The 16,854-nt window shown below is 50.8% G+C and carries 10 protein-coding genes; 8 read left to right on the top strand and 2 right to left on the bottom strand.

The window, feature by feature from the left end; all coding sequences use genetic code 11:
* Window positions 1-66 precede the first annotated feature (66 nt).
* Both AB1656_25715 and AB1656_25710 read left to right on the top strand, forming a co-directional pair.
* Window positions 67-1,941, top strand: coding sequence for a GxGYxYP domain-containing protein (locus AB1656_25715; GenBank protein MEW6238796.1), 1,875 nt, complete (start codon window positions 67-69; stop codon window positions 1,939-1,941).
* A 276-nt stretch (window positions 1,942-2,217) separates the two neighbouring features.
* The gene (locus AB1656_25710) at window positions 2,218-2,586 is read left to right on the top strand and encodes a hypothetical protein (GenBank protein ID MEW6238795.1); all 369 of its coding nucleotides are present in this window, start codon (window positions 2,218-2,220) and stop codon (window positions 2,584-2,586) included.
* Here the strand turns inward: AB1656_25710 and AB1656_25705 are convergent.
* Window positions 2,546-8,365, bottom strand: a complete 5,820-nt coding sequence (locus AB1656_25705; GenBank protein ID MEW6238794.1) for a DUF2298 domain-containing protein — start codon at window positions 8,363-8,365, stop codon at window positions 2,546-2,548. The two genes, AB1656_25710 and AB1656_25705, sit on opposite strands and share 41 nt — an antisense overlap.
* A 512-nt stretch (window positions 8,366-8,877) precedes the next feature.
* Here AB1656_25705 and nth point away from each other — a divergent pair.
* The 5 genes from nth to AB1656_25680 all read left to right on the top strand — a co-directional run bounded on the left by nth (window position 8,878) and on the right by AB1656_25680 (window position 14,784).
* Complete coding sequence (gene nth, locus AB1656_25700) at window positions 8,878-9,534, top strand: endonuclease III (GenBank protein ID MEW6238793.1); 657 nt, start codon at window positions 8,878-8,880, stop codon at window positions 9,532-9,534.
* A gap of 170 nt (window positions 9,535-9,704) precedes the next feature.
* Window positions 9,705-11,645, top strand: coding sequence for a CotH kinase family protein (locus tag AB1656_25695; protein ID MEW6238792.1), 1,941 nt, complete (start codon window positions 9,705-9,707; stop codon window positions 11,643-11,645).
* A 51-nt stretch (window positions 11,646-11,696) separates the two neighbouring features.
* Window positions 11,697-12,548: an FRG domain-containing protein gene (locus AB1656_25690; GenBank protein MEW6238791.1), complete on the top strand. Its 852-nt coding sequence runs from the start codon at window positions 11,697-11,699 to the stop codon at window positions 12,546-12,548.
* Between the two features lie 22 nt (window positions 12,549-12,570).
* Window positions 12,571-13,779 (top strand): sialidase family protein, encoded by a 1,209-nt coding sequence (locus AB1656_25685; GenBank protein MEW6238790.1) that lies wholly within the window; start codon window positions 12,571-12,573, stop codon window positions 13,777-13,779.
* Window positions 13,780-13,950: 171 nt separating this feature from the next.
* Window positions 13,951-14,784 carry a sulfotransferase gene (locus AB1656_25680; protein MEW6238789.1) on the top strand — a complete coding sequence of 278 codons (834 nt, stop codon included), beginning with the start codon at window positions 13,951-13,953 and terminating at the stop codon, window positions 14,782-14,784.
* Between the two features lie 41 nt (window positions 14,785-14,825).
* Here the strand turns inward: AB1656_25680 and AB1656_25675 are convergent, their stop codons facing one another.
* Complete coding sequence (locus AB1656_25675; GenBank protein MEW6238788.1) at window positions 14,826-15,143, bottom strand: transcriptional regulator; 318 nt, start codon at window positions 15,141-15,143, stop codon at window positions 14,826-14,828.
* Window positions 15,144-15,624: 481 nt separating this feature from the next.
* Here AB1656_25675 and AB1656_25670 point away from each other — a divergent pair, with 481 nt between their 5' ends.
* A complete protein-coding gene (locus AB1656_25670) occupies window positions 15,625-16,551 on the top strand; it encodes a hypothetical protein (protein ID MEW6238787.1) in 927 nt (308 codons plus the stop codon).
* Window positions 16,552-16,854 lie beyond the last annotated feature (303 nt).

Below are 16,854 nucleotides of genomic sequence, written 5' to 3'. Positions count from 1 at the left end.
CCTTTGCTTACCATCTAGCCAAGAGAAATAGCGGATCGATCCCCGCCTGTAAGGAGACGTTAATTCATGACTATACTTCCTTGTCTCGCCGTCCTTCTCATGATGGGCCAGATGGAGCCTATCGCCATATTCGATCTTACCTATACGCTCAACTACGATCTCAACGATCCCAAGCAAGCCGCCGCCGCCTGGGACCATTGCCACGCCGCCGCCACCTTGCAGGGAATCGTCAACCGCGACGATCCCCGGCTGTATATCCGGTACGTTTCCAACGGCGGGATTAACATCGACGATTATTGGTTGAATCGGATGTCGGAGCCGGGGCAATGGCTGGCGGGCGCAGAGAGAAAAAAGATACCCGATATCGCCGCCCTCATCACTACGTTCCGCGATTTCATCAAGGGCGCCGTCGTTTACGATCCTAAGGTTCCCGCAACCAGCAACCTCGCATCCACCATCGCCGGAGCGGAAGACCTGATCGCCGTGCGCTACGATCCCTCTTCGCAATCCCTCTATACGAAAATCATCGTCAAAGGCCCCAAACTACCGGTCGTCAAGCGTTTGCTCAAAGCGGACGGTTCTTCACTTTTCACGGGCAGGGGCGTCATTCCCGATACGGACATTCCTTCCACCGGCAGCGCCAAATGCGACGCTTATTTATGGCTGAAAAATAAATACATCGACGCGGGATTGTGCGACGCCGTCCATGCCGGATTTTACATCGATTCCTATTGGCTGAAAAATCCCACGGCGGCCAATCCCAATCATCATACGCTGACTAATCACGATTTCTTCGTCGCCAAGCGCGGATTCTTTTTCGACCTGGGCGTTTGGGATGACGAAGCGCCGATCGACGATCCCAAGCAAGTGCTGGGAACGGACTTGAACACGCTGAAAGCCTTGCTGCTAAGCGCCTACGAGCGCGGCGGGAAAGACGTAATGACTCATATAGGCGGTTTTATCCCTTGGGCTTTCAAATATACTAGCGACGGAGCGGGCGGCGGCCAACACGAAGGCGTGCCGACGGAATGGGAATTCAGCCGCATCGCCAGCGCTTATAACACTTACGTAGACGCCGACGCCTTTGGAATGGGAGCGATGGCCAACGCTTCCTTTTTCTCCCATTACCCCTTGCAAGAAAAATATCCTCAGGCGTGGACGACGAAGGAGGACTTGACGGCGCGGGGCTATCTCGCTCCCGATGGAAAGATCAATTTCGACGGACGGCAATTCATTGTCTTTTATGTCGGCGATTACGATTCCGCCGCTTGGGTCTACCAGCAAATGCCCCTCTATTGGGACGATCCTAACCGGGGCAAACTTCCCATGATGTGGTGCGTCAGCCCCATCATCGAGAAGCGGGCGGGGATGGCGATGGATTATATGCGGCGCACGTCCGCGGCGAACGATTATTTCGCCGCCCCCGACAACGGCGCCGGATATCTCAATCCCGGCATGTTGCAAGAACCGCGCCCCATTTCCGGCTTGCCCAGCGGGCTTGAAGCTTGGGGGAAGCATTGCGCCTCCTATTACGACCGCTGGGATCTCAGCGTTACCGGCTTCGTCATCGACGGCTATGCGCCGGGGCTGAACCAGAAGGGACTGGATTGTTACGCCCAATTCAGCCCCAACGGCATCGTTCCGCAGAAAATTCCGCTAACCCTATTGCATGGAGAAATGCCGGTTCTGCGCGCCGATTACGACGTCAACGGCAATCCCGACGAGGCGGTCGGAGTCATTATGGAGCGGGTAAAGGCGCGCAAAGTCCCCTTTCACTGGTTCCGCAATATCTTGAAGCCCCCCAGTTGGTATGTGGAAGTGCGGGATAAATTGAAAGAGGCGGATTCAAAACTCGAACTCCTGGACGCGCCATCCTTTTTCGAACTTTACCGGATATATCTCAAAACCCACCCTTCCGCCGCCAAGGGAAAGATTCAATAGCCGTTGGCGTTGCTTAGGCTGCGAAGTATAATTCTTCCCTTGCGCAAGGGACGGGATAATCTTTGGTTATTTCTCTTATCGTATTGAATCGCGAAAACACGAAAGAAAAATAAAAACGAGAAAAAAGGCAAAAAAAACGGAGAGATAACGCGTAATAGTATTTCTCAGCGAAATCCGCGATTCGAAAATTCGTGAAATTCTCGTTTTTTCGTGGTTTCGCGATTCAATACGCGACAGAAAATTAGAATCTCGATATTCCGAATTGGTTGTGTGTTTATGAGCAAACGCCGAGAGCAATACGAAAAAGCCATCGAACGGCTAAGCGATTTTCTTGCGATTTTTCTTAAGGAAAAAACGATCCCCTCCAAAGACGAATTGTTGCAGGAAATCGGCGCCATTCCATCTTTGCGTTCTATGGAAATTCAAGTTTCGCTTCCAAACGATCCCAAAGAAACGGAAGAAGGCTTCTTTTTTCTTCTCAATGAAGAATACGAACGCTACAACGACGTATTGCCCTCCGCGATTCGCATTCTTCTGCTGCCGCAATCCCAGGATGATCCCAAGGAATTGAATCGATTCCTGACCATTCCCTCATATACTTCCTTCAACGCAAACGAAGAACCCGATTTAAAGCCAGGTCGGTAACGAGAAGTTGCCGGTCGCTTGTATAAAGCAACCCAACCGGCCGCATCATGCGGCGTCCGGCGAGGTCGGAGGTTATCTTGCCGCTCAATTCTCCGTCGGGCGTATAGATATGAACCGATTTCTCGTTGGGATCGGATAAATAGATCGTTCCATCCGGCGAGCAGGCGATATGGCCTTCAAAGCCGCCGGAACCGTCCCATTCCGTTTGCACTCTCCAAAAGCGCAGCAATTTCCCATCGGGCGAATAAACTTTTAGCCGGATATTCTTACTGTCGAGCGCGATGACGTTGCCGTCGGGCATTACGCCGATTCCCACCGGCTCCACGAACGCCTCTTCCGGCGAACCGCCGCCGGGCGTTCCCCACGTTTGCTGCAATTGTCCATCCAGCGTCATCGCTTTGACCTGATGGTTGCCGGTATCGGTAATATATAGGATTTTCCATATTGGATGATAGGCGATGCCGCGCGGGCCGTAAAAGCCTAACGAAGCGGAGCCAACGAATTGGCCATCCTTGCTGAGACGGACGACGCGCTGATTCCAGGTATCGGTAACAAAGAGGTCTTGGGTCTGGGGATCGATGGCGATGCCGTTCGGTTCTCGGAACTGCCCCTCGCCATCGCCTTCCTCGCCCAATTTCCAGGCGAAAGAGCCATCGGGATTGAAGACCTGGATGCGGTGGTTGCGCGTATCGGCGATATAAAAGCGCCCTTCGGCGTTCTGCGCCATGCCGCGTCCTTCCTCGAATTGGCCGTTGCCGCTGCCGGTTCCGCCTTCGAACATGGAAACGCCAAATTCCGGCGGACGCTTCGCGGGCGGCGGCAGCGGGGCTGGAGTAGCGGATTGCGCGGCGAGGCCATAGGCGGCGTTCAGGTTTTTATCGATATGGAAGATGGAGGTCTCGCCATAACGATAAACCAATCGAAAAACATCGCCCCATTCTTCGAATCGCTTAAGCGCGGCGGGACCGCCGGCAGGACGCCGTTCGAAATCGCTGAAGATCAAGTATTCGATATCATATAAACCAAGTTGATTGAGAACCTCTTTTTTTACCGACGATCCAAAGATGGCCTCTTCGGCGCGGATGCGGTTGTAGCGTTCGTTGTTGAAATGAATACGCTCGCCGATATGGGGCGATTCGGCCCAGCCGATGAGTGCGGGCAGGCCGGTATTGGTGCAGAAGCGCGAGGTGTCGTTATAAGCGCCGCCGCGCCGTTCCACGATGTTGGGCGTTCCGGGAACGAAGCGGTTGAGCCACTTGATGGCCGCATAGGCTTCGTACCGCTCCGACTTGATCCATTCCATGCCGTCCAGCGTCGGCGGATTGCCCCGCGCGCTTTGGGAATGGGCGCGGGCGGTTTGGGTAACGACGGCGGGCGCGATCAGAACGAATGGCAGCGTCAACGCCAAGAGCAATAACAGAATAACCAAGTAGACGGCGCGGAAGGGTTGGATCGTCCAAAATTTGTACTTTTCGCCCATTCTTTTCAGGATGTCCCAAGAGTACCCAATGCCCAAAGCGGCGAAGATGGAGAGATAGAGCCATATTTGCAGGTTGAATTTGAAATCGGTGTTGTAGCGATGGCGGGGTTCGGACCAAATTTCTTTCACATAGAAAAATTCGATGCCCAGAGAAAGCCCCAGACCGAGAACGCCGAGAAGGCACGCGAAGATGGTTCCCGGCTCGCGCTCTTTTTTCCATAGCATGAAAAACAAAACCGTCAGAAAAGGGGCGAATAATCCCACGACGCGATAATCCATCGGCTTGATCCAACCCACGTAGGGCGGATAGTCGAAAGGATGCGGAGGGGGATAATGCAAAGGATTGGCGCGAGTGAACCACAAGGCGAAAGCGGCGCTGCAAAAGAGAAAGGCGGCGAAAAGCATCGTCCGGGGAAGCGAGACGCCGCCGTCCTTGCGAACCACCGCCAAGAGGAAAATGGCGATAACGACGGGGAATAAGATATGAATCCAAAATCCAAGATAAGCGGTAATCGGCGTATTGCCTTCGGTCATGAAGCGTACTTCCGACACTCGCGAAATAAAATGAAAATGGAATGGCAGATAAAGAAAAACGGCCAGGATGAGAACCGATGCGAAATGGCCGATAGGAAAGCGCGCCAGCGAGCGCAAAGCGTCGGGGCTAAGCCAGGCGGGACGATTCGGGCCGTCCTGGAAAAATTCCGACTCGCGCCAGAACTTGACGGCGGTCGCAAAAAGCAATCCCAGCATCAACCCCGGCAAATCCCACGTATTGGCGCAGATGACCGTTCCCAGCAATAATCCTAAGAAAAAGGTCATACCCGACATGCGTCCTAAATTCGTATCACTGCGCGGATGCGCAAAATAGGCGTATAGCAGGATCAAGAACGTCAGGGAAAAGGGAACCACCAGCATGTGCGCGTGAAAGTCCATGAAAAGATTCGTCCAAAAGGGGAATTCGTTGGCGACGCTGCCTAGGAAAATATCGGTGCGCGACTGCCAGAAAATCAAATCCCAATTGAGAGAGTGGATTTCTTGCAGCATCGCATCCGAAGCCAGACCCAAATAAGACATTAGGCAAAGCCAGATCAGATGAAAAACGGTTTTGACGCCAAGAATGCAATCCCAAAGATTGATTTTGGAAAACCAAATGGTAGGGCCTCCCTTATCCAAACCTTCCCTGACGATGTTGATATAACTGATGACATGCCCGGCGAAGAGGGCGAGATAAAGCGCGAGCAGGGAGACAAGCGTACGGCGGCATAGGGCGTAAGCGATGGAAAAGATGCACAATCCCGCCAAGGCCGAGACGCTGGCGCCGGCGACGTTGAAGAGATATTCCGGCGGAACGCCGATGAATCGCCCAATAATGGAAAAAACAGCCTGGCCGTAATAGTAATAATTCGTCCAATAGCCGGAAAACCAAGGATCTTCCGGCGGGAAGCCGTCGGCGCGGTAGACGGCGTTGATGAAGGAGAAATTCATGGGCTTCTCGCCCCAAAGCGCAGCGGGATGATAAGCGCGGATGACGAGAAAGAGAATCCATAACAATAAATAAAGCCCTTCTAATCCAATCAGCAGCAGCCATTTTTCGCGCAGATAAGCCAGCAGCGCTTCGCTTTGTTTGCGCGCGGCGATGCAGGCGGCGAGAAGAAGTAGTAGAAATACGATCAGGCATTGCATCCGCGAGAAGGGAATTACGTTCACGGAAGCAACGATCCAACACAACCATGAGAAGAGCGCAATTCCGGCGACTTTGGCGGCAACGTATCCCCGGTCGGGCAGCGCTGCGCAAAGGGGAAAGAGGAAAAGAAAGCCGATCCAGCCCAAGACCTGAATCGCCAGCCACCAACTCAGCGCCGGATGATCGCAATAAGCCATAAAGACGGGATAGCCGTCGCGCGCGCGGTAGATTTCCTTGTCTGTAATCTGGTTCACCCAATCCGGCGGTTCCAGAATCAAGCGGCGCAGTTGTTCCCCATCGAATTTGTGGACTTTTTCGAAGATGACGATTTTGGGATGATCGTAAATGCGGGCGGTTTCGTCCTCCTCGTCGGTGCGAAACGCCCATCCTAAAAAATGAGGAGGATTGGTAATAACTTTGGCGATGCGGAATCCCAACTGCTCGGCGAACAAGGCGCGAAGCAGCTTATTGGTAACGGGATATTGATCCGGATTGCGCATCGTGGATCCGTAGCCGCGCTTGCTTTGCAAAACGATGTAATCGTTTTTGTTCAAAATTTGCGTATAATAATCCACGCGGCCCAGCGGATTGCTCTCTTCCGCATTGCGGTCGTGGAGAAAGATCATATCGCTCCATTCGGTATGGACGCCGGTAATGCCCTCATCCCAACTTTGTTGAGTAACATGCGAACCGGGGCGCATGTGCTCCTGCATCCAGCGCCCCGCCGTCACCAGCGTATGGGGCTGGTCGTAAATGCCTACGTAAGCCCGTCCGTAGATCAATCCGCAGACCAACGCCGCCGCGCCGCCCGCGATCCCCGCAAAGCGCAGCGCCTTCTTCCATACCGGCCGCAGCCAGGGCATATCGGGAATATAAATCGTAGAACGCAAGCGCGCCAAATCGGCGATGAGCCGCCCGCCCATAAGCATCATCACCGGCAAGATGATGACAAGGTAGCGGGGAAACTTGCTGCTGAAACTGCTGTACATCAGGAAGCTGGGAATCACCCAAGCAGAGAGCAGCAGATCGGCGGAATTGCGCCGGGTGAAGATGCGCACGAAAGCGTATAGGCAGCCAGCGAAGACGAAAAAGGCGGTGAGATAATCCAAAGATGGATAAAAGAGGTTATCCAGAGAATAAAAGAAAGGCCAGGTATTGCGGAATTGCTGCGTATAAGGCACGGGACGAGCGCCGGTCATGTTGATGCCCGCCTGCTCCGCCATATTGCGTCCGAATTCGGCGCTGTCGAAATAAGCCATCGGCTGCCCGATGTAGAACGCAGTCACGCCGATGGGGATCGCCAGCCCCAGCCACAACCACGGGCGGTAGATATCCCAAGCGGGACGGAAAAAGCCGGTTTTTCCGCCCGTTATGGATTTTCGGACAAGAAGCAGAATTAGGGAGAGAAATAAAAAGAACCAATTTAAAATAGCGAAAACGATCCAATGATGCAGATAAAAATCGCGGAAAGCGGCCAGAGTGACGTTCAACGGCGGATTGACCGACTTAGCGGCGTAATAAAAATGCGCTAATAGCGTCCCCATGACGAGAAGCCAGAAGGAATGAATAGCGCGCGCCGTTTTGCCGTGGCGTTCGTCGCCCCAAGTGGCGATAGCGTGAGCCAGCAGCAGAATTCCCGGCAATGTAACCCCGCTCCACTTCGCACTCACGGCGAAGCCGGAGCATATAGCGCCGAGGATATACCAGATCAAACGCGGTTTTTGGCTGATTTTTAAAAAGCAATATACCGCCGCTGTCGCCCAAAATCCCAAGATGGCGTCTACGGTGATGTAATGGCTGGTCTGCACGTGCAGCATGGCCGTAGTTAGCATCAAAGCTCCCAGCAGCCCCGCCGCGCGGCTATAGGCGTCGCGTCCGATCAGATAAACCAGCAACACCGTCAACGCCCCCAGCCACGCCGTCAAAATGCGCCCCGTCAATAAAATCGATGCGTTTTGGGGATCGTATTGGGAAAAATCGATCAGCCGGTATGGAATATAGAGAAATAGAATCAAGCTGACGATGGGCAATACGATGGAAGGAAAGAATAGCGAAAGGCGCTCGTCGTCCTTATGCCAGGGAATAGGCCGGAACCGCGATTGCCGCAGATCGCGGCTGACCAGAATAAACAAGCGCAGACCGATGAAAAGAACCAGCGCTATGGCGATTCCGCTCAGCCAATCGGGAAACGCCAACAATGTCCATCGCCGGTCCAGGCCGCTATGGGCTTTCAGATATTCCTGATATAGCAGGTACAAATGCAGGGGAAACGTTCCATAATTGTAATTGATTGGCGCCAGCCCCGGCTTCTCCCTCATGAAGACGGAAGCTGGATTGCCGTAATCCCGGCTCACGCCCTGAATTTTCGAGGCGTCGAGATTTCTCTCGTAGAGCAAGCGGAATTTTTCCCGTAAAGGCAATTTCCTCTCGTCCGCGCTCAGCCATTGCGGACGCATAATGGAAGCGCAGCTTTCGTAATGCCTCTCGTCGGGATGGGGGCTGTACACTTTATCCTTCAAAGCCCAATCGGCGCCGTAAAAGCGCAGGTAAAGCGCCAGTCCGAAAATAAGGAGAAGGAGAAGAGCGGAAAGTATGCGTTTAGCGGCAGCGTTCATGCTTTATCCTGGATTGCCGGATGTACCGAATTTCCGTTATTATGGACGCAATTGGATCGCGATCCAACCCGCCGCCCATTTTCCGGCGAGTCTGTTTTATTCGTCTATTGCGTATTACGATTCGGAGAGCGGGAGGATGGACAATTTTTTCTATATATTTCTCTTAACTCACTCATGTTGCGCCCGATGAGAAATTAATGGATTCTATTATCTATCGTCGTTTGAATCACGAAAACGCAAAAGGAAAAAGAAAACCACGAAAAAAAGAAAAGAAAAACAGTTGGCGCAAGGAAACGCGCCGTGCGAAAGATTTTTCCATGAAATCCAAAAGAATTCGCGATATCCGTGATTCGTAAATTTTGTGAAATTCGAGTTATTTCGTGTTTTCGTGATTCAAAAACGCAGAAGATATTAAGCCTATTCACCGCTCTGGGATGAGTATTTCAAAAGGCAGGCAAGATGCCTGCGCTCCCAGGCTGCGTAACATGAGTTAACTCGTCGAGGGCGCGCCATTGAATAACAATTCCATCCATGAAATCGTGCGTATCCTACGGCAAGAGGTTTTGAAATGGAAGACTCCAGCCGTAAGCGTCGTCGCCGAGGATTCGCGCAATCCATTTTACGTATTGATTTCCTGCCTTTTGAGCCTGCGCACCAAGGACGAGACCACGGCGGAAGCCTTCACCCGCCTGAAACGCCGGGCGCAGACGCCGCAGGGAATATTGCGGCTTCCCGAAGAAGAACTAGCGCGCATCATTTACCCTGTTGGCTTTTATAACCAAAAAGCGAAGACGCTGCGAGAAGTGAGCCGCGTCTTGATCGACGAATATAACGGCGAGGTTCCCAACAGCATCGACGAATTGTTAAAATTGAAAGGCGTGGGCCACAAGACGGCCAATCTCGTCGTAACGTTGGGATTCAACAAACCCGGCATCTGCGTCGATACCCACGTCCACCGCATCCCCAACCGGTGGGGCTATATCGCCACGAAAACGCCGAAGCATAGCGAAATAGCGTTGCGGGAAAAACTGCCGCCGGAATATTGGATCGAATTTAACGACCTCTTAGTGACGTTCGGGCAGAACGTATGTCTCCCCATCTCGCCCAAATGCTCGCAATGCCGTCTCGCCGCCTATTGCGAGCGCAAAAACGTCGCTCGCAGCCGTTAGGACGCGACGCCGATTTCTATTTATGATAGAGTCGGGATGGAATGATGAATTATAAATTTTGAATTTTGAATTTTGAATCGGGGGTGGCAAGGGCAAGGTTTTTTTTGCCCTTGAGCTCGTTGCTTTGGCTGTTAAATAAACATCAACGTCATTATAAGGGACGATTCGCTATGAACCAACGCGGCTTCATCATAGGATGGCTAATATTCGTCGCCTTCTCTTCTTTTCCCGCATTCGGCAGCGTAGTAATCAACGAACTCCTCGCCTCCGCTTCCGCCGAGGACGAAAACGGATCCACGCTCGAGTGGATCGAATTGCATAACGCAGGGACGGAAGCGGAAAGTTTGGCGGGGTATGCGTTGACCGACGATCCCTTAGCGCCGTATAAATTCCGCCTGCCCGTTATTGACTTGCCACCGGATGCTTATCTATTGATTTGGGCGACGGGATATGGCCTGCTCGATCCAGGAAATTATCACGCCAATTTCCAACTGCGGCGCGAGGGCGAATATCTCGCTTTGTTTCAGCCTAACGGAACGGCGGCGGACGAGATTCGTTTTCCCGAGCAGCGCCGCAACATCTCCTACGGACGCGCTCCCGGCGGCAAGGCATGGCTTTATTTCGCCAATCCAACGCCGGGAAAGGCGAACGGCGCCGACGGCAAAGCGGGCTTCGCCTCCGCGCCGATTTTTTCCGTTGCGGCGGGCGTATATCCCGACAGCGTCAATTTGACATTATCCACGCCGGAACCGGAAACTAAAATTCGCTATACGCTTGACGGCGCGCCGCCGGAGGAAACGAGCGAGCTTTATCTTGAGCCTATTCGCTTCTACGTAAGTACGCCGGTGCGCGCGCGCGTTTTCCGCCCTAATTATTTCCCCAGCGATATCGTAACGAATACGTATATTATGCGGGAGAAAATGGTTTTGCCTATTCTCTCTCTCGTAGCCAAACCTGCCGATCTCTTCGACAGCCGAACCGGCATCTACGCCAATCCCGTACAACACGGACGCGCCTGGGAGCGCGTTTGCTCGGTGGAATTCTTCACGATGGAGGGACGGCGCGGATTCCAAGAGGATTGCGGCGTCCGCATTCATGGCGGCGCCTCGCGCTCCCGCTCGCCTAAAAAGTCGTTCCGGCTTTATTTCCGCTCCGATTACGGCAAAGCCCGCCTGGAATATCCCCTGTTTCCCGGCAATCCCGTCCAGCGCTTCAATCAATTGGTTCTGCGGGCTGGATTCAACGACAGCTGGGGGTATGACCGGGAAATGCAGCGCGTTACGGTCATTAACGTCAGAGATCAGGTTTGCCGCGATATTTTTATGGATATGGGACAACTGGCGTGCGACGGCCTCTTCGCCGAACTCTACATCAACGGAACCTATTGGGGATTGTATAATCCCACCGAGCGCACGGATAACGATTTCTATCGCCAACACTTGGGCGGAGAAGCTTATGACGTAATCGTAGAAGGCGCTTTACGCGACGGCGATATGGAGGAATGGAATCTATTTAAGACATTCGTAACCGGAGCCAGGGACTTCTCGGCGGATGGGGATTACGGGAACTTGCTAGAATATCTTGACCTGGAAAATTTCGTCTCTTACGTCATCCTCAACGTATGGATGCAGAACTACGATTGGCCTCATCACAACTGGTACGCCGCGCGCGAAAAATCGGCGGCGGGAGAATGGCGCTTCGATCTCTGGGATGTCGAATATTCCTTTGGTTCAGGCATAAACGGCTACCAAGTGGCGCAGAACACGTTCGAGAACGCCGCAGGCGATACCGATATCGGGAACATTTTTCGAAAGGCATTAAAAAACGAACAATTTAAAGCCAAGTTTTGGAATAAAACCAACGCTTATCTGGAAACGGCGCTAAACGAAGCGCACGTAATGGAACGGTTGAACCAACGCCTCGACGAAGTGCGCGCCGCCGTTCCCGCCGAAGCGGAGATGTGGGGACGCGATAAAACGCCCAAGGATTGGGAAAAAGCCGCCCAGCTGGCGCGCGACTTCGTAAAAGCGCGAACGCCGATCTTTTTGAACTATGCCGAGAAAGCGGTCGGCCCTCGTCCGGTGTTCGTGGAGGAATGGGCGTTGTATTGATAAGGTATAATAGATTCATATTTATTTGAATTCACTTCGCGTAGGTGGTTTATGAATAGTACAAAGGAAGTAAATGGAATTATTCAATATGAATTGAATTCTTGGGAGGAATTTAGTGGTTTTATTCTAGAAAATCATTCAAATTGTCCTGCATTTATATATCGAGGACAATCTAATGCTGAATGGAAAATTGAATCCACATTGGATAGATTAGAAAAAAGATATCCAAGAACTCCAAATTATACACTTGATAGAAATCCAGAATATTTTGAGTGTCCACCTACCCTCAGAGAAGTTCATCTAAAAGCTTTCAAAAATGCCGTTCAAGGAAAACGAAGCGCAAATCCTCCTAAACTTACAGATGATGAATGGTGGGTGCTTGCTCAACAGCATGGACTTGCTACTCCAATGCTGGATTGGACTCTTTCACCTTTCGTCGCGTTATTTTTTGCGTTTGAACACAATAATTGTCATAATCCCAATCAAGAGTACATAACGCCAAAAAAAAGAGCTGTACTATGTCTTTTATCAAGTTGGAATATGATAAAAAATCCTCCCGATAAATCAGCGCCAAGACTTTTTTTACCCACTAAAGAAACAAGTTATCGTTTATTGAACCAATGCGGAGTTTTTTTAAAAATGCCCCCAGGGTCCGATCTTGAATCTTATATCGAAAATAATTGGGAATGTAACCAAGCTACGGTAGAAATTCTCCAAAAAATCATCATCTCAACCAAATATCCAAATAAAGATAGGATTGAATGTCTTAAATACTTAAATAAGATGAACATTAACCGGATGAGTCTATTTCCCGATATCGATGGAGCGGCATCTTATATTAACAGTTTATGGGAATTGGATTTTGATACATCCTTGGGATATTTACCAGATAACTTAGATTGATTCTACATAAAAGGAAAAAACTATGATCACTATCATTCTCTCCCTATTAGCATCCCTAACAATCTCTTCTCTCGCCTCCGCACAAGAAAACCTCCATTCGCAATTGATCTTCGATCCCGAAAAAGTCAGTCACGGGCATGTGCACGCCTCCTGCGTCGTCGAATATCCTAACGGCGATCTTTTGGCGGTTTGGTACGAGAACGGCGTCGATCGGGACGACTATTATTACACTGTCGATCAAGACAAACATGATAACGTGCGAATCGGCGCCGCCCGCCTGCGCCAAGGCGCCGGTCGATGGTCGGAGCCGTTCGTCATATCCGATACTTTCGGAGTCGCCGATAACAATCCCTGCCTGATCGTCGACAAGCAGCAACGTCTATGGCTATTTCATACCGCCATGCTGGGCGCTCCCTTGGAAACGTGGGGCAGCAGTCTGTTGCGCTACAAGATTTCCTCCAATTATCAAACGCCGGAGCAACCAGTGTGGGACAAAGAAAACATTCTTGTCGTCCATCCCAACGAACTGGACGAAACCGCCGCCCGCATCGCCGGAGAATTGCGCCGCAAATCCGACAGCAGCAATCCCAACGCCCGTTACGCTTCGGAACTGCTCTCGCGCCTGAACAATCCCTATTACCGCCGCTTGGGATGGATGCCGCGCGCCCATCCAACCATTCTGCCGGACGGGGCGCTATTGCTGCCGCTCGCCAACGAGAATTTCGACATCCCCGGCATGGCCATCACGCCGGACGGCGGGGAATCGTGGGTATTTTCAAAGGTCGTCCCCGCTGCGGGTATCATTCAACCATCCGTGGTTTGTATGCCGGATGGGAAATTAATCGCCTTTTTCCGCGACGGCGCCGACGAAGGCTTCATCATGCGCAGCGAATCGCTGGATAATGGCATAACCTGGTCATCCGTCAGCAAAACTACCCTGCCCAATCCCGGCGCGGGCATCGAAGCCGTTCTCTTGCGCGATGGGCTTTTGGCGATGGTATATAACGATACGAAAGAATCCCGCGATAGGCTTGCCGTTTCACTCTCCAACGACGGCGGCGAAACCTGGAAATGGAAACGCTACCTTGAAAACACGCCCGGCGGACGCTTCGACTATCCGTCCATCATCCAAACCAAGGATGGATTGTTGCACGTCACTTACAGTTACCATTTGAAAACAATCAAACACGCTTATTTCAGCGAAGAATGGATCAAAGCGGGCGGGCAATGATTACATTGTTTGAGGCTCGTGCAATATGAATAAAGTCCGCTTTTCAAATTCTCTCCCCAAGCTTGGGGGGAGTTAGAGGGGGGTTGATTTTATTAGACTTAAAGCAACCCCCTCCTGACCTCCCCCAGGCTTGGGGGAGGAATAATGAAATTTTGCATGAGGTTCTATTCCATGAACAGCGAAAAGCGGGGCGAACGATTGATCTTCATCGGCGGGACGCCCCGTTCGGGGACTACTCTGCTGCAAAATATGCTGGATTGCCATCCCGAAATATTCGCCGGGCCGGAATTTACCTATCTTCCCCACATCGTTACTATGCGCAACACTTTTCTCCATTCCGCCGATGGAAAAAATCTGGAAGTTTTCTGCAACAAAGAAGATATCGACGACGGGATCGCCTCGCTCATAGAACGCTTGCTCCTGCCTGTTGCCGACCGGCGCGGACGGCGGTTTTTAAGCGAGAAAACGCCGTTCAACGTTCTGGTTTTCAGCGATCTGCTGGTACTTTTCCCCGCCGCCCATTTTATCCACGTCGTCCGTGATCCCCGCGCCATTGTGGCCTCCATGATCCAGGTAGGAGTCAAAGCGCGCAACAAGGGCATCAAGCCGCCAACCTTCAGCGTCAGCTTGGAAAACGCCATCGAGTGCATCGAAAAGTGCGTGCGCGCGGGAACCGCCGCCGCCAAAGCCTGTCCCAGCCGGGTCAATACTGTTTTGTTCGAGAAACTCACGGCGGAACCGAAAGCCGTTTTGCTGCCCCTCTGCGAATTTCTCGGCGTGGAATGGAGCGATTGCCTGCTGCGTCCCGCCGCCCAATCCCATACGGGAGAAATCAGCCTCGACGGCGTCTATTACGACCGGGAATCGTACTATCGCGATCCCGATCCCGCCGTAACCGATCAATGGAAGCAGCGCCTTAATCCCCAACTGATCGATCAAATAACGGCGGCTTTCCGGGAGAATAATGATTACAAGGAGTTAGGCTACGTTTTTTCGAGCGAATAACCTTAAACGTCGATTTATGATTTTGGAGGGGGATTTTTTTATTAAGCGCAGTTTTGCTTAATGATATCAATGGACAATTGCAGACCAATATCGTTTAGGATCATGTCCAGCGTATCAAGGCGGGGATTTCCTTCCTCGGAAATAGCCTTGTAGAGCGTGCTTGTTGGTTTATTTGTCCTCTCGGCAAGACTCACTACCCCGCCTCGCGCATCTACCACATTGCGCAAAGCGCGCAAAAAGGCGGCCCGATTGCCATCCTTGCGGGTTTCTTCCAAAGAGATTTGAAGATACTCCTTAGCGCATTCTGGATTTTTTAACTGCTCTAACTCAATATTACGGAAAGGTTTAGAGTGTTTCATGGCGCATTAATCCGCACTTTTGTTGAGTAGGATAGGCTCAAAACGAAGCGCAACCCGTCAATCTTCTGCCTAATTATTATCTCATGTTATACGCAATATGAAATTTATGGAATCTCTTGCCATCGTCGTTTGAATCACGAAAATACGAAAGGAAAAAGAAAAACACGAAAAAAAGAAAAGAAAACAGGTGGCGCAAGGAATCGCGTTGTGTGAAAGATATTTCCGTGAAATCCGAAAAAAATCCGCGATATCCGCGATTCAAAACGCAACAAAAAATGAAGCCGCCCCTCCCGGCGAGATCAAAGAAATGAAATTTTTGAATTTATTTCTTTTGTAGATACAATTACCATATGATTCAACCTGATAGTTGACGTTTCCGCCAACCGGGAGGGAAAAGACATCTTCTCGGAGGGTATTCTGTTGATAATGCGCTATAAGCGTTGCAGAGCCGGATCAGCTATTTCTTTGAGGAAATAATTCTATGCGAAATGAAGAATACAGCCATGCGGCGGAGCAAATTAAAGAAACGCTCGTCAGGGAATATATTAAAGCCAATCCGGGCGCGCGATCCGAAGACGTAGTCATGCGCACGGTCAACGGCCAGTTCGTTTTCGATACGATTAACAGCGTATTAGCCGATCTTGCCAAATTCAAAGACAACAAAGCGCAACTGAGCAAGGACGAACAACTCGCTGTCGATGCGGACGAGCGCTATCAAAATTGCCAGATTTCGGTTAAATCTTCGAAAAACCTACTTTATCTTCTTTTCCAAAGCCGATACGGCAAGATCGGGCTGGTGGAAAGAAAACAAATCGAGCAGTCGTTGCAATATCAGGAAAGAAAATGCGCCGATTGTACGTTGAATCTCCATATCACCAAGAGCGAGTTCATCCAATGGATGGGACTTAACCGTAAAAACAAGAACGAAATCAAAACCTTGGTCAAACAGTATTGTCAAACGGTTCTCGATCAGATGAAAGCCCAACATACGCTTTATAAAACCGAAATCGACCTTTCGGAAAAATTCCGGGATTACACCAAGGAGTTTATCAAAAAATATTTCCCGGACGTAAAATCGAAAGTTACTCCGCAAACGCTGCAAACCATTGTAAAGGTTTATCAAAATCTAAAAAACGAAGAAAAGATCGACGTTGTCAATGACGTAAAAAGCCTCAACCGCGAATTGCTGGAAAAAACGATTTCCGTGTACGAAGAAAATTTGGACAAGAAAAGAAAAAGCGCAGATTCCATTTCCAAAGTCATTTCTTTTCTTGAGGGCGTCATTTCCAAATTGGAAGCGGAGGCCGTTCCGGAAACAACCCCGGAAAAATCGCCAGACGCCAAGCCCGCCAAAGATCCAGGAAAAAGAATGGCTTTCTTTTCGAATATGTTTTCCAGAAAAAAATAAGCAAAAAACCAGGACGCGTTTCGCTATCTTTAAAGCGATATCCTAATCAATTGAAACCAGCTGAGGATATCTTTGCTGAGGCGGTCGATGTCTTCTAAACTACGTAAAAGAGCTATTATGATTCCTTTTGGATTAATACCAATCTGCATTGAGATTGTCGCTTTTCAAATTCCTCTCCCCCTCCCTTACCCTTTAGGATAAGAATATAATGCGCACAATCCAATTGGCCGTTTATTCTAAGGAATCATGAAAATTTCAGAGGTTATCGCAATTTGCGACCGCCTCCCTAAATTGAAATTCTCG

It is taken from the genome of Candidatus Omnitrophota bacterium (assembly GCA_040755155.1).
Lineage (GTDB): Bacteria > Hinthialibacterota > Hinthialibacteria > Hinthialibacterales > Hinthialibacteraceae > JBFMBP01.
This window is presented reverse-complemented; position numbering and strand designations above follow the sequence as displayed.